This is a genomic window from Pseudomonas sp. NPDC089428 (genome assembly GCF_044749325.1).
GTDB lineage: Bacteria > Pseudomonadota > Gammaproteobacteria > Pseudomonadales > Pseudomonadaceae > Aquipseudomonas.
Map to the genome: position 1 here is coordinate 14,075 of NZ_JBIVHT010000026.1, position 19,058 is coordinate 33,132.

General features: G+C 65.1%; 17 protein-coding genes. 9 read left to right on the top strand and 8 right to left on the bottom strand.

What is annotated here, in order from left to right; translation table 11 throughout:
* Positions 1–141: 141 nt before the first annotated feature.
* Entirely contained in the window at positions 142–1,065 is a 924-nt protein-coding gene (locus tag ACIPZ5_RS26665; protein WP_400811489.1) for a LysR family transcriptional regulator, read from the bottom strand.
* Between the two features lie 518 nt (positions 1,066–1,583).
* Here ACIPZ5_RS26665 and iacA point away from each other — a divergent pair.
* The 7 genes from iacA to ACIPZ5_RS26700 are packed head-to-tail and all read left to right on the top strand — an operon-like array spanning position 1,584 to position 7,167.
* Entirely contained in the window at positions 1,584–2,753 is a 1,170-nt protein-coding gene (iacA, locus tag ACIPZ5_RS26670) for an indole-3-acetate monooxygenase (RefSeq protein WP_400811491.1), read from the top strand.
* A 17-nt stretch (positions 2,754–2,770) separates the two neighbouring features.
* On the top strand, positions 2,771–3,133 hold the full coding sequence (locus ACIPZ5_RS26675; RefSeq protein WP_261943763.1) for an IacB protein: 363 nt from the start codon (positions 2,771–2,773) through the stop codon (positions 3,131–3,133).
* Between the two features lie 15 nt (positions 3,134–3,148).
* A complete protein-coding gene (locus ACIPZ5_RS26680) occupies positions 3,149–4,432 on the top strand; it encodes a Rieske 2Fe-2S domain-containing protein (RefSeq protein WP_400811493.1) in 1,284 nt (427 codons plus the stop codon).
* A complete protein-coding gene (locus ACIPZ5_RS26685) occupies positions 4,432–4,908 on the top strand; it encodes an aromatic-ring-hydroxylating dioxygenase subunit beta (RefSeq protein ID WP_400811537.1) in 477 nt (158 codons plus the stop codon). The genes ACIPZ5_RS26680 and ACIPZ5_RS26685 overlap by 1 nt, the downstream gene beginning before the upstream one ends.
* A 10-nt stretch (positions 4,909–4,918) precedes the next feature.
* Positions 4,919–5,650, top strand: a complete 732-nt coding sequence (locus tag ACIPZ5_RS26690) for an SDR family NAD(P)-dependent oxidoreductase (RefSeq protein ID WP_400811495.1) — start codon at positions 4,919–4,921, stop codon at positions 5,648–5,650.
* A 48-nt stretch (positions 5,651–5,698) separates the two neighbouring features.
* Positions 5,699–6,658: a PDR/VanB family oxidoreductase gene (locus ACIPZ5_RS26695; RefSeq protein WP_400811497.1), complete on the top strand. Its 960-nt coding sequence runs from the start codon at positions 5,699–5,701 to the stop codon at positions 6,656–6,658.
* An 11-nt stretch (positions 6,659–6,669) separates the two neighbouring features.
* Positions 6,670–7,167 carry a flavin reductase gene (locus ACIPZ5_RS26700; protein ID WP_103446926.1) on the top strand — a complete coding sequence of 166 codons (498 nt, stop codon included), beginning with the start codon at positions 6,670–6,672 and terminating at the stop codon, positions 7,165–7,167.
* Positions 7,168–7,196: 29 nt separating this feature from the next.
* On the opposite strand, the gene ACIPZ5_RS26705 is transcribed toward ACIPZ5_RS26700, so the two are convergent.
* Positions 7,197–7,676 carry a MarR family winged helix-turn-helix transcriptional regulator gene (locus ACIPZ5_RS26705; RefSeq protein WP_079228674.1) on the bottom strand — a complete coding sequence of 160 codons (480 nt, stop codon included), beginning with the start codon at positions 7,674–7,676 and terminating at the stop codon, positions 7,197–7,199.
* 174 nt (positions 7,677–7,850) lie between these two features.
* Between ACIPZ5_RS26705 and ACIPZ5_RS26710 the strand changes: the two genes are divergently transcribed.
* Both ACIPZ5_RS26710 and ACIPZ5_RS26715 read left to right on the top strand, forming a co-directional pair.
* Complete coding sequence (locus ACIPZ5_RS26710; RefSeq protein WP_400811540.1) at positions 7,851–8,960, top strand: amidase; 1,110 nt, start codon at positions 7,851–7,853, stop codon at positions 8,958–8,960.
* A gap of 7 nt (positions 8,961–8,967) precedes the next feature.
* Positions 8,968–9,480, top strand: a complete 513-nt coding sequence (locus tag ACIPZ5_RS26715; RefSeq protein ID WP_400811500.1) for a nuclear transport factor 2 family protein — start codon at positions 8,968–8,970, stop codon at positions 9,478–9,480.
* Positions 9,481–9,622: 142 nt separating this feature from the next.
* Here ACIPZ5_RS26715 and ACIPZ5_RS26720 read toward each other — a convergent pair whose 3' ends face one another.
* The 6 genes from ACIPZ5_RS26720 to nhaA all read right to left on the bottom strand — a co-directional run bounded on the left by ACIPZ5_RS26720 (position 9,623) and on the right by nhaA (position 19,028).
* Complete coding sequence (locus ACIPZ5_RS26720) at positions 9,623–10,954, bottom strand: hypothetical protein (protein WP_400811503.1); 1,332 nt, start codon at positions 10,952–10,954, stop codon at positions 9,623–9,625.
* Between the two features lie 204 nt (positions 10,955–11,158).
* Complete coding sequence (feaR, locus tag ACIPZ5_RS26725; RefSeq protein ID WP_400811506.1) at positions 11,159–12,073, bottom strand: transcriptional regulator FeaR; 915 nt, start codon at positions 12,071–12,073, stop codon at positions 11,159–11,161.
* A gap of 261 nt (positions 12,074–12,334) precedes the next feature.
* Positions 12,335–14,227, bottom strand: coding sequence for a penicillin-binding protein 2 (gene mrdA / locus ACIPZ5_RS26730; RefSeq protein ID WP_261943772.1), 1,893 nt, complete (start codon positions 14,225–14,227; stop codon positions 12,335–12,337).
* A 291-nt stretch (positions 14,228–14,518) separates the two neighbouring features.
* Positions 14,519–16,030, bottom strand: coding sequence for a nucleobase:cation symporter-2 family protein (locus tag ACIPZ5_RS26735; protein ID WP_400811509.1), 1,512 nt, complete (start codon positions 16,028–16,030; stop codon positions 14,519–14,521).
* A gap of 134 nt (positions 16,031–16,164) precedes the next feature.
* Positions 16,165–17,544 (bottom strand): 8-oxoguanine deaminase, encoded by a 1,380-nt coding sequence (locus ACIPZ5_RS26740; protein ID WP_060485395.1) that lies wholly within the window; start codon positions 17,542–17,544, stop codon positions 16,165–16,167.
* Positions 17,545–17,669: 125 nt separating this feature from the next.
* On the bottom strand, positions 17,670–19,028 hold the full coding sequence (gene nhaA, locus ACIPZ5_RS26745) for a Na+/H+ antiporter NhaA (protein ID WP_400811512.1): 1,359 nt from the start codon (positions 19,026–19,028) through the stop codon (positions 17,670–17,672).
* Positions 19,029–19,058 lie beyond the last annotated feature (30 nt).

The following is a 19,058-nucleotide window of genomic DNA, read 5'->3' on the forward strand; positions in this document are numbered from 1 at the left end:
TGGGAGCCGCGCTTGCCGGCGATGGGCCGCAAAGCGGCCCCAGGATTTTCGGCATTTCGGGAGTCCTTCAGGCAGCAGGCGAGGGCTACGCCCTCGATCGCCGGCAAGCGCGGCTCCTACAGGTATCGCGTCGTCTTTCGGTCAGGCGTTAGCTGCCATGCGTACCGCTCTCGCCATCTCCGTGGCCAGCTCGCGGCTCAATCCATCCAGGGTGCGCCCGCGCCGGGTAACGATCTGGATATCGGTCGCATTCATCGCCGGGCAATCGATGGCCAGTGCCTTGAACGTGCCGCTCTTGAGCTCGTCGATGATCGGCAATTCGGCCAGCAACGTGGCGCCCATGCCGGAGCGGACGAAGTCGAGGATCACCGCCAGCGAATTGGAGGTGAGCGTGGGCACGATGGCGAACGGCTGGTCCTTGCAGGCCGCATCCGCCAGTTCACGCACGCGGAAGTCGGCACCCGGCAGCACCAGCGACTCGCGCGCCACTTCTTCCAGGCTGACCGTGGTACGCGCAGCCAGCCGGCTGTCGCGGTGCACGATCATGCGCAGTGGCTGGGCCAGGCTGAACAGGCGGGTCAGGCGCGCGGTGGCGCTGGGGGCGAAGATCACCCCCAGGTGCGCCTCGTCGGCCAGTACCCGGCGCTGCACCTCCAGCGAGGGCGCACTGATGATTTCGGCCTTGTGCGCGCCATGGGCATGCAGAAAACCCTGCAGCGAATTGATCGCCCGGGCACCCAGCAGGCCCTCGCCGATGGCGATTACGGTCGACGCCTGCTGCTGGCCGCGTAGCTGGTCCAGGCGATCGACCAGTTGGGCGTGCTGGCGGATGCGTTCGACGTAGTAGTCCACGGCAGCCTCGCCGGCAGCCGTCAGGCAGATGCGGTGGGTGCCAGGGCGGACCAGTTCGATGTCCAGTTCCTCTTCCAGCCGGGCGATCTGCCGGCTGACCGATGAGGTGGCGACGCCCAGGGCTTCGGCGGCGGCGCGCATGGAGCCTTTGTCGTGGCTCAGGTGCAGATAGCGCAGGCGATGGTCCTGCAAGTCGATGTGGCGGGTGGGCATGGCCTCGACCTCGGGGTAATCACGGCAGGCATTGGCGTGTCCCCATCGATCCTGGTGGGGCGCTAGCTGTTGTTTTTATGGGCGCGGCGCGGGTGGCCGGCCTTGTTGCGCTCCTTGCCTGGCCATCCTACACCAGCTTTTTTCTCTCCGGAATCATGTGAAAAGTCGACTAAAAATTTTCCGGCATATTGCCGTGCGCGGTTAGTTTTTTTAGCTGAGTTTTCATGACCAGCAATTGATGTAAAAGCCGATATTAATCAATTGGCTAGAGCATTTTTGATTGATTTTCAGGATGAAAGCTCAAGAGGTAGTGGTGATTTTTAGCGTGAAAATTCAATTGACAATTCACGTAATCGGTCGCAAATTTTTGTCACCGGCAGCCAAAACAAGAGAGACAGAACCATGCCGCCCGACCCAGCCTTTGCCCCCCTGCGTGGCCGCTGCTCGCCCTTGCCGAGCCTGGCCATTTCGCCGCCTGCCAAACAACACGAAAACCGCGCCTGAGACGGAGAATGTCCATGGATTCGCTTTGCCTGCGTGCCGCGCCTGTGTCGGCGCTCGCCTCTGGCCCTGCCTTCGAGGCCTTGCTTGATGGGGTGCGTGATCGTGCCCGCCTGGGTGAGTTCGATCGCCAGCGTCACATTTCCCGCGATGTGATCGATGCCTTCAAGGCCCATGGCGTGTACCGCGCCCTGGTGCCGAAACGCTTTGGTGGGCTGGAATGCTCGCCGGGTGCCTTCTGCGAAATGATCGAGCGCATTTCCCATGCCGACGGCTCGGCCGGTTGGGTCGCCAGCTTTGGCATGAGCCCGGTGTACCTGGCGGCGCTGCCGCTGGAGACCATCGCCGAAATCTACGGCAATAGCCCCGACACCGTGTTCGCCGGTGGCATCTTCCCGCCGCAACCGGCCGAGATCGTGCCTGGCGGTTTCAAGGTCAACGGCCGCTGGAAGTACTCCAGTGGCTCGATGGGGGCCGACATCGTCGGTGTCGGCATCGCTCCGCGCAATGGCGACAAGCTCGACCTGCCGCGCCTGGCGGTGCTGCCGCGCAGCCAGGCGCGCATCGAAGAAACCTGGGACACCGTCGGCCTGCTCGGTACTGGCAGCCACGACCTGCTGGTCGAGGATGTGGTGGTCGGCGAGCAGTGGACATTCGTCCGCGGTGGCAAGCCCAACCTCGACGAGCCGTTCTTCCGCTACCCGTCGCTGTCATTCGCCACCCAGGTGCTCTCGGTGGTCGGCCTGGGGATTGCCCGTGCCGCGCTGGACGAGCTGTCGGGCATGGCCAGCGGGCGTATCTCGGTAACCGGCGCCCCGGCGCTGGCCGACCGCCCACTGGCCCAGGTCGACGTGGCCAAGGCCGAGGCGGCGCTGCGTTCGGCGCGGGCGTTCTTCTACGAGTCCATCGAGCAGGCCTGGGCACATGTGCTCGCCGGCGACCCGGTGCCGATCGAGGTCACCAACCTGCTGCGCCTGTCCTCCACCCATGCCGCGCGCGTGGCCGCCGAAGTGGCGCGCAGCGCGCAGATGCTCTCGGGCATGACCGGCATCTACAACGAAAGCCCGCTGGCCCGCTGCGTCAACGACGCGCAAGTGGTGACCCAGCACGCCTTCATGGGCGACGTCACCTACCAGAACGCCGGGGCGATGTTCTTCGGCAAACAGCCCCTGCCGGGCTACCTGTAACTTTCGGGATTACTGACATGAGCGATAAGAAAGCCTTGCGCGTGCTGTTCTGCATGGGCATCAACCAGAACTTCTTCGACGCCCCGCGTGAGGAGCAGCTGCAAGTGTGGGCCGCGTTCAGCGCGATGTGGAACGGCATCCACGACCTGGCCGGGGTCAAGGTGCTGGGCAACATGGATGACGACCAGAGCATGGTCGGCCCGTCCGACGGCTTCCCCTGGACCACCTACCTGCTGGCCGACGTGCCAGACATCGAGACCGTGCACGCCGCCTGCAACCTGTTCCGCACCACTGCGGTGGGCGAGGGGCCGTACAAGCTGTGGCGCTATGCCAAGGTCGAGGCCCGTGTCGGCCGCGAACTGATCATCCAGCGCGCCTGATTCGAGGACTCTGCCGTGACCAACCTGATCCCCGCCATCAACCTGACGGTCGACCCGGCCGAGCTGGTGCAGCCCGACCGCGTCCACACCTCCCTGTACACCGACCCGGCGCTGTTCGACGCCGAGCTGGAAAAGATCTTCCACAGCACCTGGATCTGGGTCGCCCACGAAAGCGAAGTGCCCGAGGCCGGCAGCTACAAGACCACCTACATCGGCAAGCAGCCGGTGATCGTGGTGCGTGATCGCAAGAAAGCCATCAACGTGCTGCTCAACCGCTGCCGCCACCGCGGCGCCACCGTGTGCGAGCACAAGAAGGGCAAGACCAACAGCTTCGTCTGCCCGTACCACGGCTGGGGCTACGCCCTCGACGGCTCGCTGCGCGGCATCCCGCACCCGGAAAGCTACGGCGACTGCATCGACAAGGCCGAGCTGCCGCTGGTCAGCCTGCGCACCGAAAGCTACGCCGGCATGGTCTTCGCCACCTTCAAGGATGATATCGAGCCGCTGGAAGACTTCCTCGGTGCGGCGAAGAAGTGGATGGACCTGTTCATGAAGCAAGGCGCCGGCTACGGCATCAAGGTCCCCGGCGAGCACCGCTTCCGCTTCCCCGGCAACTGGAAGATCCAGCTGGAAAACACCACCGACGCCTACCATTTCCCGCTGGTGCACAAGAGCTTCCTGTCCTCGGTGGACGAGCAGACGCTGGAGCTGTTCGACTTCGTCAAAGGCCCCGGCTATGTCGAGGACCTGGGCAACGGCCACAGCGTGATGGTGATGATCCCCGACCTGGTGGACCTGGAAGCCGACCTCGACAAGCCGATCCCCGAGCGTTTCGAGTCGCTGGCCGCCGAGCTGCGTGACGAGGGCATCGAGGAGCAGCAGGTGCGCCGTATCGTCCGCGCCGTCGGCGGTTCGGGCTTCAACCTCAACCTGTTCCCCAACGTCGCCTGCTCGATGGCGTTCTTCCGCGTGCTGCAGCCGATCTCGGTCACGGAAACGGAAATCCACCACTCGGTGATCACCATGGACGGCGGCCCGGCGGCGGCCAACCGCTACCGCCTGCGCCTGCACGAGCACTTCCAGGGCCCGATGGGCTTCGGCACGCCGGACGATTCCGAGGCTTGGGAGCGGGTGCAGAAAGGCGCCAATGCCGGCGAGAACCTGTGGATCATGCTCAACCGCGGCCTGCCGGGCGAGAAGCCCAGCGAAGATGGCCTGGTCTCCGACGTCAGTGCCGAAACCGGCATGCGGGCGGCGTACCAGCAGTGGAAGAAGATGATGACCGCGGAGGCCAAATGATGAACCTGAATCTGCTCAACGAAGTCACCGCGTTCATCTGGCAGGAAGGCGACATGCTCGACCACGGTGAATACGACACCTGGCTGAGCCTGTGGACCGAGAAAGGGGCCTATATCATCCCGATCAACCCGAAAGAGACCGACTACGAGAACACCCTGAACTACGCCTACGACGACCACCACATGCGTGGCCTGCGCGTGCAGCGGCTGATCGGTGGCGAGTCGATCTCCACCAGCCCGCAGCCACGCACCGTGCGCACGATCTCGCGTTTGCGCGTGCTCAATGATGACGGCGTCAACGTGACCGTGCGGGCCGCGCAGAACATCCGCGAGTTCCGCAAGGAAAGCCTCAAGCACTACAGCGCCGACCTGACCTACACCCTGGTCCGCGCCGAAGGCGGCTTCAGGATCCACCGCAAGGTGATCAGCCTGATCAACAGCGACGATGCCCTTGCCGGCATCGGCTACATCCTCTGAGGAGCGCGCCATGAATCAAGTCGCATTGGTAACCGGCGCCGGCCAGGGCCTCGGCCAGCGCTTCTGTGCCCGGCTGCTCGCCGCAGGCTTCGACGTGGTGGTCTCGGACCGCGACCTGGCGCTGGCCCAGGCCACCGCCAAAACGCTGGGCGGGTGCACCCTGGCGGTCAAGCTCGACGTCGGCGACAAGGCCGACTTCGAGCAGGCCCTGGCCCAGGTGCTGGAGCACTTCGGCGCCCTGCACGTGGTGGTCAACAACGCCGCCGTCACCAAGACCACGCCGCTGATGCAGATCAGCCCCGAAGAGTTCGACGCCGTGGTCGGCCTCAACCTGCGCAGCGTGTTCCTCGGCTGCCAGGTGCTTGGCGCGCACCTGGCCGAAGCCGGCTACGGGCGGATCATCAACATGGCCTCGCTGGCCGGGCAGAACGGCGGCACCGCCACCGGTGCGCACTACGCGGCGAGCAAGGGCGCGATCGTCACCTTGACCAAGATCTTCGCCAAGGAGTTCGCGAGCCGCGGCGTCACCGTCAATGCCATTGCCCCTGGCCCGATCGACTCGCCTGCGGTGCACGCCGCAGTGCCGGCCGAACGTATGCAGGGGTTGCTGGCGAACATCCCGGTGCAGCGCCTGGGCGATGCCGATTTCCTTGGCGACCTGATCGTGCAACTGGCGCGGCCCGAGGCCTACTTCACCACCGGGGCGACCTGGGACGTGAACGGCGGCCTGTTCATGCGTTGATATTTTCCGGGGCGCCCACGCGCCCCTCTGTTAGGCGGGACACCGGCCATGAATGAACAACTGTTGAACGTAGTCGTGCGCAAGCGCGAGATCCAAGGGGCTGACGTGGTCGTGCTCGACCTGGGCCGGGCCGATGGCGCGGCGCTGCCGGCCTTCGAGGCGGGCGCGCATGTGGATATCCATGTCGCCCCGGGCCTGGTGCGCCAGTATTCGCTGTGCAGCGACCCGGCCGATGCCACGGTGTATCGCCTGGGCGTATTGAAAGACCCGGCCTCCCGCGGTGGCTCGGCGAGCGTGCATGACACGTTGCTGGAAGGGCATGAGGTGCAGATCAGCACTCCACGCAACCTGTTCCCGCTGGCGGCCGATGCGCGCCGCTCGATCCTGCTGGGTGGCGGCATCGGCATCACGCCGATGATCGCCATGGCCCATGCCCTGCACCAGCAGGGGGCCGATTTCGAACTGCATTACTGCGGGCGCTCGCGCAGCCGCAGTGCCTTCCTCGATGCGCTGGCCAGCGCGCCGTTCGCCGCTCGGGTGTTCACCCACTTCGACGATGAAGAGGCCTCCCAGCGCCTGAACCTGGCGGATGTGCTCGGCAGCGGCACGCCCGGCACCCACCTGTACACCTGCGGCCCGTCGGGCTTCATGGACTGGGTGATCGATGGCGCGCGCCAGCAAGGCTACAGCGAGGCGCACATCCACAAGGAGTACTTCCAGGTCGAGGTCGACGCCAGCGGTGCCGGCTTCGAAGTGGTCGCTGCACGCAGCAACAAGACCGTGCAGGTCGCCGAGGGCCAGAGCATTCTCGACGCCTTGGCGCAGGTGGGCATCAAGATCGACATCTCGTGCGAGCAGGGCGTGTGTGGCACCTGCATGTGCGAAGTGCTCGAAGGCGAGCCGGACCACCGCGATGTGTACCTGACCGATGAAGAAAAAGCCGCGAACGACCAGATCCTGGTGTGCTGCTCGCGGGCCAAGTCCAACAAGCTGGTGCTGGATATCTGAGGAGCATGACCATGGTAGACGTATCGCAATTTCGCAACGCAATGGCGCTGCTCGGTGGTGCCGTATCGGTCATCACCACCGATGGCCCGGCCGGCCGCTTCGGCTTCACCGCCTCGGCGGTGTGCAGCGTGACGGACTCGCCGCCCACCTTGCTGGTGTGCATGAACCGTTCTTCGTACTCCAACGAGCAGTTCAAGGCCAACGGCGCGCTGTGCGTGAACGTGCTGGCCGGCACCCACCAGGAACTGTCGGGGGCGTTTGCCAACCGCAACCTGAACATGGACGAGCGTTTTGCCGTTACCGACTGGACGGTGCTGGAGAGTGGCGCGCCGGTGATGCAGGAAGCGCTGGTCAACTTCGATTGCCGGATTGCCCAGGTGCATGAGGTGGGCTCGCACAGCATCTTCTACTGCGAGATCCAGGACATCCGCCACGGCGGTGCCGATGACGGGCTGGTGTATTTCAACCGCGCCTATCACCGGGTGTGCGAGTCGTCGAAGGCTTGCTGAAAGCGGGGGCCGCACGGCGGCCCCGGTAGTCACAAGGTTTCGAGGTTGTGGAACACCACTTCCAGCATCTTGTTCAACCGCTGCACCTGCGCCTCGGTCAACCCCTTGAAGCTGCGCTGGAACAACTCGCGGGTCACATCCTGCATGCGCTCGATGTTCTGCAGGCCGACCTCGGTGATGCGCACCTGGGTCACGCGCCCGTCTTCGGGGCTGGGCGCGGTATCGACCAGGCCATCTTCCTTCATGCGGTAGACGATCTTGGTGATGGTCGACAGCTTGGCGATGGCATGGGTGGAGATCTCGGAAATGCTCGATTCACCGTTCTCGTTGAGGATCCACAGCACGCGCCAGCGCGGCACGTCGAGGTCGACCTTCTTCAGCAGACGTTCCATGTTCTGGGTGTAGCGGCCGTGCACACGGGCCAGCCAGTAGAAGGGGAAATCTTCCTTGCGAAATTCATCGCTGGCCGGGTCGTGATGGCTGTGGCCTTTGTTTTTAGACGTGCTCATTGATTCACTACTTGTGCGGAAATAGTCGCGACATCATAGACCTTTCCGCGCATTTGACCACCGCGAGCGTGCCAGCAATTACGGGAATGTTCAGTTGACATTTCCAGTAATTAGCACGCATGTTCATGGCTGGGCCACGGTCCGGCATCCATTCTTGAAAAGGGCTCCATGAAAATGACAATCATAGTTGAACCCCTTGACCTGGGCGGCAGCGGCCCCCGGGTCGTGGTCAAGGACACCATCGACGTCGCCGGTACCGCGACCCGCGCCAGTAGCCAGGCGCTGGAGCACGCCCCGCTGGCCGAACGGCATGCCGAGGTGGTCAGCCAGTTGCTGGCCAACGGCGCGCGGCTGACCGGCAAGGTAAGCCTGCATGAGCTGGCGTTCGGCACCACCGGCATCAACCATTACACCGGCACGGCGGCCAACCCACGCTTCCCCGGGCGCATTCCGGGTGGCTCTTCCAGCGGCTCGGCGGCAGCAGTGGCGGCGGGCCTGGCTGATTTCAGCCTGGGCACCGACACCGGTGGCTCGGTGCGGGTACCGGCCTGCTGCTGCGGTGTGTTCGGCCTCAAGCCGACCTTTGGCCGGGTCAGCCGCAAAGGTGTGATGCCGGCGCAAACCAGCCTCGACTGCGTCGGCCCGTTTGCCGCGAGCCTGCCGATGCTGGTGCGGGCGATGAGCATGATCGACCCGACTTTCACCCCGGCGCAGGTCCCGGCCAAGGCCCGTATCGGCGTGCTACGGGTTACCGCCGAGGCGGCGATCCACAAAGTGGTGCAGGGCGCCCTGACCGCCAGTGGCCTGGCGCTGGGCAACGTCGAGTTCAAGCATTTTGGTGCGGCCTACGAGGCCGGCATGGTGGTGATCAACCGCGAAACCTTCGCCGGCTGTGGCCACCTGCTGGAAACCGGCAAGGTCGGTGCCGACATCGCCGGGCGCCTGGCGGCGGCGGGGCAGACCACCGACACTGCGCTGGCTGAAGCGCAAGAGGTGCGCCGGCGCTTCACCGCGGAAGTCGACCAGGCCCTGGCCACCTACGATGTGCTGGCGCTGCCGACCATGCCGGACTTCCCGCTGCGCCTGGAAGACGCTGCCGACACACGAGCGGTGCTGGGCATGACCTCGCTGGTGCGGCCGTTCAACCTGTCCGGGCACCCGGCCTTGAGCATTCCGCTGGGCAGCGAAGCCGGCCTGCCGGTTGGCTTGCAACTGGTGGCGGCCAAGGGCGCCGACGAGAAACTGCTGGCCGTGGCCGAGCGTTTGCTGCTGAACCTGTACTGAGGTGGCGATGAGCGATATCCATGAACTGCAGGCCCGCCTGCAGCGCTTCGAAGACCAGCAGGCCATTCGCGTGTGCATCAACCGCTACATGGAATTGTGCGACCAGCTCGACGCCAGCACGCCGCTGGATGAGCTGGCCGGGCTGTTCACCCGCGAGGCCGTGTGGGAGGGCAAGGGTGCCAAGTACGCCGCGAGTTTTGGGGGCTACCGGGGGCGTGAGGCGATTGGCGCGATGTTCGCCACCTACATGAAGACCCCGGCGCACTTCGCCTTGAACGTGCACTTCCTGACCAGCGAGGTCATCGAGGTGGACGGTGGGCGGGGGCTGGGGCGGTGGGTGATGCTGCAGACCAGCACCTTTGCCGACGGTGCTTCGCACCTGAATGCGGCGCGCCTGACGGTGCGTTTCACGCAGGAGGAAGGGCAGTGGCGGATGGCGCACTTCCAGACCGAGAACCTGTTCAGCCGGCCGGTGACCGCCTGGAACAGTGAGGCGCCTTTGCCGGTGCCGGAGCGTTAGTCCCTGCTACTGGGGCCGCTTTGCGGCCCATCGCCGGCAAGCGCGGCTCCCACAGGGACACCACCGGGTTCAAGGGCAGTAACTTACCTGTGGGAGCCGCGCTTGCCGGCGATGGGCTGCAAAGCAGCCCCCCGGTTTTAACTCAGAAGGTACTGACAAACACCACCTGGCTATACAGGTTGCGGTTGTCATTGCCCAGCTGCGTCCCGCCTTGCTCGGCACTGCGATCAGGCTGGTACAAGCCCACCAGCGGCACGATCATCAGGTGCTCGTTGATGGTCCACTCCGCATACAGATCCACCTCATGCCCGTCGGCATTGCCCAGGTTGCGGTCGATGGTGTCGAAGTTGAAACCCAGGATCCCGACGTTGAGCGACGGGGTAGGGCTCACCTTCAGCCCCACTTTCTGAATGCGCGCATTGCTGTTGAACGGCCCGGCATAGTTGCCGGCCACTTCACCCTGGAACCAGGTACCCAGGCCGCGGCTCAGCCCGTAGAACAAGGTGTCATAGCCTTCGGAGAAACGGCTGTAGCGGTAGCTGATGTTCGGTTGCCACGGCACGTCGGCGAAGGTCCAGCCGGCTTCCAGGTACCAGGCATCCTCAGTGGCGGTGTGCGGTTTGTCCTGCTTGGCGTACTCGCCGGACAGGAACAGGTTCTCCACCCCGGCATTGCCCTGGCCGCGCAGGCTGTAGGTTTTCATGCCGTCGCGCTCCAGCTGCTGGGGCGAGGCAAATGCCTTGTCGACGTGGGTGGTGTCGATGTAGGTCAGGCCGACCGTTCCGGCATCGGCCACGTGCTCCAGGGTGGCGACGTGCATTTCGGTCTTGGCCTGGGCGCGGTTGTCCGATTGCAGCCACATCAGGTCGCTGCGCCAGCCCTGCTTGCCGCCCAGGCGCAGCACGGCGGTCTTGTCGAAGCTCTTGCGCGCCGCCAGGTAGTAGGCGCCGCCGCGGTTGAACTGGCCATCGGCAAGGCCGTGGCCGACGTTAAGAGAGTCGCCCTGGATCAGGAAGCCGTCACCGACCGCGATCATCTGCTTGCCGAACGACAGGTCGATACCGTCCTCGCCCAGTGCGGGCACCAGGTTGCCGGACTTCCAGCCCAGGTAGGCATCCTCGATCTTGGTGGTGCGTTCGCTGCCGTCGCTGAAACCGGCGGCGTCGCCATCGCCCCAGGTGCCGGAGCTGAGCAGGGCGAAGGCGCCGTACAGCGAGCCGCTGCCCCCCAGGCGCTGGTCGCCGCTCAGGCCGTACTTGATGTAGCCCTCGCGCCATGAGGTGGAGCCGGGCTGGTCGCGGGCGATGGCATAGCTTTCTTCACTGTGGAATGCACCGAACACGGCCTCCACGTTGGCATTGAGGTGGCGCTCGTCATCGCCGTACAGCTCCAGGGCGGACGCCTCCAGCGAGGCTCCCGCCAGGAGTGCGGCGAGGACCGCGGCCAGGGTGAGACGGAACGGGCGGTGGTGCATGGTCTGGCTTCCTTTGTTATGGGTTTGGCAGAAGTTCCGAAGACATGCCAACGATCATGCAGGAAGCACTGGTAGCAGTTTTTGTGCTGGCTGCCAGTTGCCTTTGGCACCGTGCCAAGGTGACGGCAGGGCTGAAACGCCGAAGGCCCCGTTGCGGGGCCTTGGTAGAACAAGAGGTTACTTGAGGCCGGTTTGCCCGGCTGGTCAGTTGGCGTGACGCTTGCGGTACTCGCCGGGGCTCATGCCGAAGCGGGCCTTGAACGCGGTGCTGAAATAGCTCGAATCGGAAAAGCCCCAGGCGTAGCCCAGCGACGAAACCTTCTGGTCCATGGCCGGGTTGCGCAGGCTCTCGGCGCAGAAGTCCAGGCGGCGGTTGCGGATGTACTGGGCGATGACCAGCTCGTGCTTGGCGAAGATGCGGTACAGGCTGCGCATCGAAATGCCCACTTCGCGGGCGATGAACTCGGGGCTGAGGCCTTCGCAGGTGATGTTCTGGTCGATCAGCGCCAGGGCCTTGCGGAACATGCGTTCATGGCTGCCGGGGATGGCGTCCTGGGCAATGGCCGGGCGCAGCACGGTGATCAGGGCGTCGAGCACCGCCTGGCTCTCGTGGTTGGCCATGTGCTGGGTGCGGCCGGCTTCGAGCATCATCAGCCGGGCCATGCTGGCCAGCGGCGTGTTGGCCTCGATCCGCCTGGCACAGGCCACGCCGATACCCCGGGTGCCGCTTTGCACCTGGCTGCGCGGCAGGATCAGCGACAGCTGGCGCGAGCGCTGGTGGAAGTGCATGTCCAGCGGGGTGCTGGCATCGATCAGGGTGAGGTCGCCGGCCTGCAGTTCGATGCGGGCATCCTGGTGCTCGATGCGCGAGGTGCCGGCCATCTGCAGCACGGCGTAGTAGTGGTCGGCACTGCTGGCACGGATTTCCCGCGGGCCGCGGAACAGGTTGACCTGAGTCATGTCGACGATACTCATGGAGATCTGGCCTGCCTGGCACTTTTCCAGCTGGCCGACGAAGCCGGCGTCGAGCTTGCGGCCGTTGAAATGGCCGCAGGCTTCATTGACCTGGCTCAGCCAGGCCTGGAAGTGGTCGTCGGAAACACGGCTTGCAGGGGTCATGGATGCCTCGCACGGTAGGACTTGACGCGGATCGCTCGGGCGACTCTTGGTCTTCGGGGTATGCCTTACAATTCACTTGAATATTCAAGCAAAAAGCAGGCCTGAAGCGTGCGACGGCTGTGCTGCTGGCAAGGCAAGGCTTTGATTTCAATAAGGTAAATGGTGGATTCGAAGGGCTTTCAACCCACCGGGCAGGCATGAAGCGCCTGCCCGGCGCTTCGAAGTGTAGCAATTTGAGACACCAGTGTTCCCGGCGGCCCGTCAGCTGTGCGGCACGGCCTTGGCCGCCGGCGTACCGGCATATTGTGGCTTGAGATGGCCCTGCTCATCGAGCAGATAGGCATCCATGACTTCGCGCACCACCGGCCCGGCAACACGGCCGCCGGCCTCGCCGTTCTCGATCATCACTGCCACCACCACGCTGGGGTGGTCGGCCGGGGCGAAACCGACGAACAGGGCGTTGTCGCGGTGCCGCTCGAGGGTCTTGTTGCGGTTGTAGCGTTCACCCTGCTTGATCGCCACCACCTGGGCCGTGCCGCTCTTGCCTGCGATGCGGTACTGGGCGCCGGCGGCAGCGGCGCGGGCGATGCCGCGCGGGTCGTGCATGACCATCTGCATGCCGACGTTGACCTGGTCCCAGGCGTGCTTGTCATGCAGCACGATGTCGGGCATCGGGTTGGGGTCGACCGGCGCCTCGCCACCCACGGTCATGGCCAGGTGCGGGCGGTGCCATACGCCCTTGCTCGCCAGCAGGCTGGTGGCCTGGGCCAGCTGCAACGGGGTGACCTGCATGTAGCCCTGGCCGATGCCGAGGATCAGCGTCTCGCCCGGGAACCAGGCCTGGCGCCGGGTGGCGCGCTTCCACGCCTGTGAAGGCATCAGCCCGGGGGCTTCCTCGAACATGTCCAGCGAGACCTTCTGGCCCAGGCCGAACTCGGCCATGTAGTCGTGCAGGCGGTCGATGCCAAGCTTGTGCGCCAGGTCGTAGAAGTAGGTGTCGTTGGAACGCATGATGGCGGTGTACATGTCTACCCAGCCATCGCCGCTGTGGTTCCAGTTGCGGTACTTGTGGTCGTAGTTGGGCAGCTCGTAGTAACCCGGGTCGAACACCCGGCTGCCGGGGGTGATCACGCCGCTGTCGAGGCCGGCGATGGCCACCTCCGGCTTGACCGTCGAGCCGGGCGCATACAGGCCGCGCAGCACGCGGTTGAACAGCGGCCGGTCGATCGAGTCGCGCAGCGCGGCGTACTGCTTGAAGCTGATGCCTTTGACGAACAGGTTGGGGTCGAAGCTCGGGTTGCTGACCATTGCCAGCACGTCGCCGTTGGCCGGGTCGAGTACCACCACGGCGCCACGGCGGTCGCCCAGGGCCTTTTCGGCGGCCACCTGCAGGTGCGAGTCGAGGCTGAGGATGATGTCCTTGCCGGGGATCGGGTCCTTGTGGTTGAGCACGCGCATCACCCGGCCCTGGGCGTTGGTTTCCACTTCTTCGTAGCCTACGTGGCCGTGCAGCTGGGCTTCGTAGAAGTGCTCGATGCCGGTCTTGCCGATGGACTGGGTGCCACGGTACTCGGTGCTGTCGAGGGTCTTGGCTTCTTTTTCGTTGATGCGCCCAACGTACCCGACCGAATGGGCGAAGTGTTCGGCCAGCGGATATTCGCGGATGAACTGGGGTTCGACGTCCAGGCCTGGCAGGCGGAACTGGTTGACCGCGATCAGGGCGATCTGTTCTTCCGTCAGGCCGACCATCAGGGTGACTGGCTCGAACGGTTTGCGGCCACGGCGCAGGTCCTTGTCGAACTGCTTGCGGTCGTCTTCACCGAGGCCGAGGATTTCGGCCAGGCTGTCGAGCACCTTGGCCGAGTCGCCGGCGCGCTCGCGGGTCATGGTCAGGTCGAAGCTGGGCTTGTTGTCGGCCAGCACCACGCCGTTGCGGTCATAGATCAGCCCGCGCTCGGGGGCGATGGGCAGGATGTGCACGCGGTTGTTTTCCGACACTGCGCTCTGCTGGTCGTGCTGCAGCACCTGCAGCACGTAGAGCCGGCCCACCAGGACGGCGCACAGGCTGAACACCAGGGCGGCGCAGGCCAGGAGCCGGCGGTTGACCAGGTGTTTTTCCTTTTCGTGGTCCTTGAGGGGGATCGGTTGTGGCATGGGGGCTCTGTACAGTAGCGAATTCGGCGGGCGAGGGCTTTGCCCTCGTTCGCGGGGCAAGCCCGCTCCCACATGTACTGCGCCGATCTTGGGCTTGCGCGGTACTTGTGGGAGCGGGCTTGTCCCGCGAATGGGCCGCCCAGCGGCCCCAGGGCCGGCGATGCTACGCAACCCGGCCCCGCGCCTCAAGGCAAGCGCGACCCGGTCACCGCCCCGGATCACGCATCCCGCCCACCATCAGGGCGTTAACACGAACATGAAGATTTGTTCATCAGGTTTCAGGTTTGCCTGTCAGTGAGCGTGTTCGGCCTGTTTCCTGGCCGATGCCGGGGCATGCCCATGGCCCTCATCCACTTCGATGATCGGCACTTCCTTGCCATCACAGTCGAACAGCTTGCCATCGCGGAAGAAGTCGCCTTCGTTGAGCCAGGCCACATCGTGGTAGCGCAGGGTCCGCTCACTGGCGGCGACGAACACCGACTGCTGGTCGGAGTTGCCGGCACGCAGGTGGTTGAACAGCAGGTTGAGCAGGATCGCCATGATCGCCGACGAGCTGATGCCAGAGTGGAAGATGGTCTCGAACCAGCTCGGGAAGTGGTGGTAGAAGCCCGGTGCGGCGATCGGGATCATGCCGAAGCCGATCGAGGTGGCGACGATGATCAGGTTCATGTTGTTGCGGTAGTCCACCTGGGCCAGGGTGCGGATGCCACTGGCCGCGACGGTGCCGAACAGCACCACGCCGGCGCCGCCGAGCACGGCGGTCGGTACTGCGGCCACCAGCCGGCCCATCACCGGCAGCAGGCCGAGGGTGACCAGGATGAAACCGGCGCTGGCTACCACATAGCGGCTCTTGACCCCGGTCACCGCCACCAGGCCGACGTTTTGCGCGAAGGCGCTTTGGGTGAACGAGCCGAACAGCGGCGCCAGGGCGCTGGAAATCATGTCGGCGCGCAGGCCGTTGCCCAGGCGCCGGGCATTGACGTCGGTGCCGATGATCTCGCCCACGGCGAGGATGTCCGCCGAGGTTTCGACCATGGTCACCACGATGACGATCAGCATCGACAGGATCGCTGCCAGCTGGAACTCGGGGGTGAAGTGCAGCACCTCGGGCAGTGCCACCGAAGGGCCGTCGAGCGCCTGGGAGAAATCGGCCATGCCGCACGCCATGGCCACCAGGGTGCCGATCACCATCGCCAGCAGGATCGACAGGCGCGACAGGCTGGCGCTGCCCAGCTTGCTGAGCAACAGCACGCAGGCCAGGGTGAACGCGGCCAGGCTGATATTGGCGGTGCTGCCGAAGTCGGCCGCCTGGCTGTTGCCGCCCATTGCCCAGCGCGCTGCCACCGGCATCAGGGTCAGGCCGATGGTGGTGATGACGATGCCGGTCACCAGCGGCGGGAAGAACTGGATGATCCGCGAGAACAGCGGGGTGATCAGCAGGCCGACCAACGACGAGACGATCACGGCGCCGAACACCACCTGCAGGCCGTTGGTGCCGTCATTGCCGATGATCGCGACCATGGTCGCCACGCTGGCAAAGGAAACGCCCTGGACCAGCGGCAGGCGGCAGCCGAAGAACGGCAGGCCCAGGGTCTGCAGCAAGGTGGCCAGGCCCCCGGCGAACAGCGAGGCGGCAATCAGCATGCCGACATCGGCCGGCGACAGGCCGGCTGCCTGGCCGATGATCAGCGGCACGGCGATCATGCCGCCGTACATGGTCAGTACATGCTGCAGGCCGTAGGCGAAGTTGGCGCCAATACCGAGGTTCTCGTCTTCCGGACGAGGTGTAGCGGTAGATGTCATGGTGAGTAGCTCGCTTTTGTTATTGTCACGCGTCTAACTGCACGGTTTCAGTCGCATTGGGGTGAAACAGGTAAAACGCAGCCGCAACAAGGCGCGCCGCGCTCTTTCGAGCGCAGCGGCCAGGGCGGTTCGGGTTATTCGCCGCTGACGAGCTGGTAGGCCAACTGGTTGTGGCGTTCCAGTACCCGCGGCAGGTCGATGGTGGTGATGCGGCCATCCTGCACTACCACTCGGCCATTGATCACGCTGGTGTCGACGTGGGTCGGGGTGCAGAACACCAGGGCCGCCAAGGGGTCGTGCAGGGCGCCGGCATAGGCCACGTGGCCCAGGTCGAAGGCGACGAAGTCGGCGATCATGCCGGGTGCCAGTGCACCGATGTCGTTGCGGTTGAGCACCTTGGCGCCACCCAGGGTGGCGATTTCCAGGGCTTCGCGGGCGGTCATCGCGTCCGGGCCGAAGCCGACGCGCTGCAGCAGCAGTGCCTGGCGCACTTCGCCGATCATGCTGGCGCCGTCGTTGGAGGCCGAGCCATCCACACCCAGGCCTACCGGCACGCCGTGGTCGCGCATCTTGCGGATCGGCGCGATGCCCGAGGCCAGGCGCATGTTCGAGCAGGGGCAGTGGGCGACACCGGTGCCGGTGCGGGCGAACAGCTCGATGCCGTGCTGGTCGAGCTGCACGCAGTGGGCGTGCCACACATCGTGGCCGACCCAGCCGAGGTCTTCGGCGTATTCGGCCGGGGTCATGCCGAACTTTTCTCGGCTGTAGGCGATGTCGTTGACGTTTTCGGCCAGGTGGGTGTGCAGCGAAACGCCGTAGTTGCGCGCCAGCACTGCGGCCTCGCGCATCAGGTCGCGGCTGACCGAGAACGGCGAGCAGGGTGCCACCACCACGCGCAGCATCGAGCCGTGGCTGGCATCGTGGTAGTCCTCGATCAGGCGCTGCGACTCCTTGAGGATGTCGCTTTCCTTCTCCACCACCGAATCAGGCGGCAGGCCGCCCTGGCTGCGGCCCACGCTCATGCTGCCGCGGGCGGCGTGGAAGCGCATGCCGATCTCGCCGGCAGCATGGATGCTGTCGTCGAGCTTGCAGCCGTTGGGGTAGATGTACAGGTGGTCGCTGGAGGTGGTGCAGCCAGACAGGATCAGCTCGGCCATGGCGGTCTGGGTCGATACCGAGATCATTTCCGGGGTCAGCCGCGCCCAGATCGGGTACAGGTTGGTCAGCCAGTTGAACAGCTCGCCGTCCTGGGCCGCCGGTACCACGCGGGTGAGACTCTGGTACATATGGTGGTGGGTGTTGACCAGGCCCGGGATGACCACCTTGCCGGCCATGTCGAGGATCACATCGGCGTGCTGTGGCAGCGTATCGCTGGGGCCAACCTGCTTGATCAGGTTATCTTCGATGTACAGGCCGCCGCCTTTGATCTCTCGGCGTTCGCCGTCCATGGTGACCAGCAGTGCGGCGTTCTTGACCAGGAGGGTCTTGGGGGTGTGTTGCAGGGAAGCTTGCATGTCTCATGCCTGGCGCAATACGCAGCGACGTTGGCCGGTGTCGTAGGCGCACAGGCATGCATGTAAGCAAAGTTTGAAATTTTTGTATACAGAAAAATGCCGGGGCCCGCAGGCCCCGGATGGCTTCAACCCACTTGCACGGGCGCCTTGCTGGCGCCTTTGCGCAGGCCTGTGACGCCCCAGGCGAGGCCCAGCACGGCAGCGATCACCGAGCCTGACAGCACGCCGAGTTTGGCTGCGCCCAGCGAGGCCGGGTCGCTGTAGGCCAGGTTGGCAATGAAGATCGACATGGTGAAACCGATGCCGGCCAGCAGGCCGATCAGGGTGATGCCGCGCCAGTTGACCTGGGCCGGCAGGCTGCACCAGCCCAGGCGCACCATCAGCCAGCTGACGCCGATGATGCCCAGCGGCTTGCCGGCCACCAGGGCCACGGCCACGGCGGTCATCACCCAGTGCGGCCCCTCGGCCGACAGGTCGATGCCCGACAGGCCGACACCGGCGTTGGCCAGGGCGAACAGCGGCATGATCGCGTATGCCACCCACGGGTGCAGGGCGCCGCCTACACGGGTCACCGGGGCCACCAGTTCACGCTGGGCCAGGCGCAGGCGCTTGAGTGGGGCGCTGAGGTCGCCGGTGTCCTGCTCGGGGGCCTTGGCGCGGCCGAGCAGGTCGTTGGTGAAGCGCGACACCGCATCCAGCGGGCGCTCGCCCATCGGCATGGCGGCAACCGGGGTCATCAGGCCGAGGATCACGCCGGCCAGGGTCGGGTGGGCGCCGGTCATCAGCATGCCGACCCAAGTAATGGTGCCAGGGATGACATAGGCCCAGGCCGAGCCGACGCCGATCTTCTGCAGCCCGATCACCAGCAGCAGGCCGATGGCGGCTACGCCGAAGCCGCTGTAGTCGAGGCCACCGGAGTAGAAGACGGCGATGATCAGCACGGCGATGATGTCATCGATGATCGCCAGGGCCAGCAGGAACACGCGGATGTTGGACGGGATCGACTTGCCCAGCAGGGCCAGCACGCCCACCGCGAAGGCGATGTCGGTGGCGGTTGGCACGGCCCAGCCTTGCTGCTCGGCTGGCGCATGGCCGAAAGCCAGGTAGATCAGCGCAGGTACCGCTACGCCACCCACCGCGGCGGCCATGGGCAAGGTGGCTTGACGCAGGCTGGCCAGGGCGCCTTCGTGAATTTCGCGGCGGATTTCCATGCCGACCACCAGGAAGAAGATGGTCATCAGGCCATCGTTGATCCAGAAGTGCAGGGATTGCGAGAAGCTCAGCGAGCCGATGCCGAAGCTGATCGGCGTATGCCACAGCGCATCGTAGCTGGCGGCGGCCGGGGAGTTGGCCCAGATCAGGGCAGCGACAGCCGTGATCAGCAGGACGATGCCGCTGACCGCTTCGATATGCAGGAAACGCTCGAAATTGGCGAATGCGCGTTGGGCCAGGCGCTGGGCGCGGGTCAAATTGGTTTTTTGCACAGGCACAAGAACTCCTGCAGGCGGCCCGAC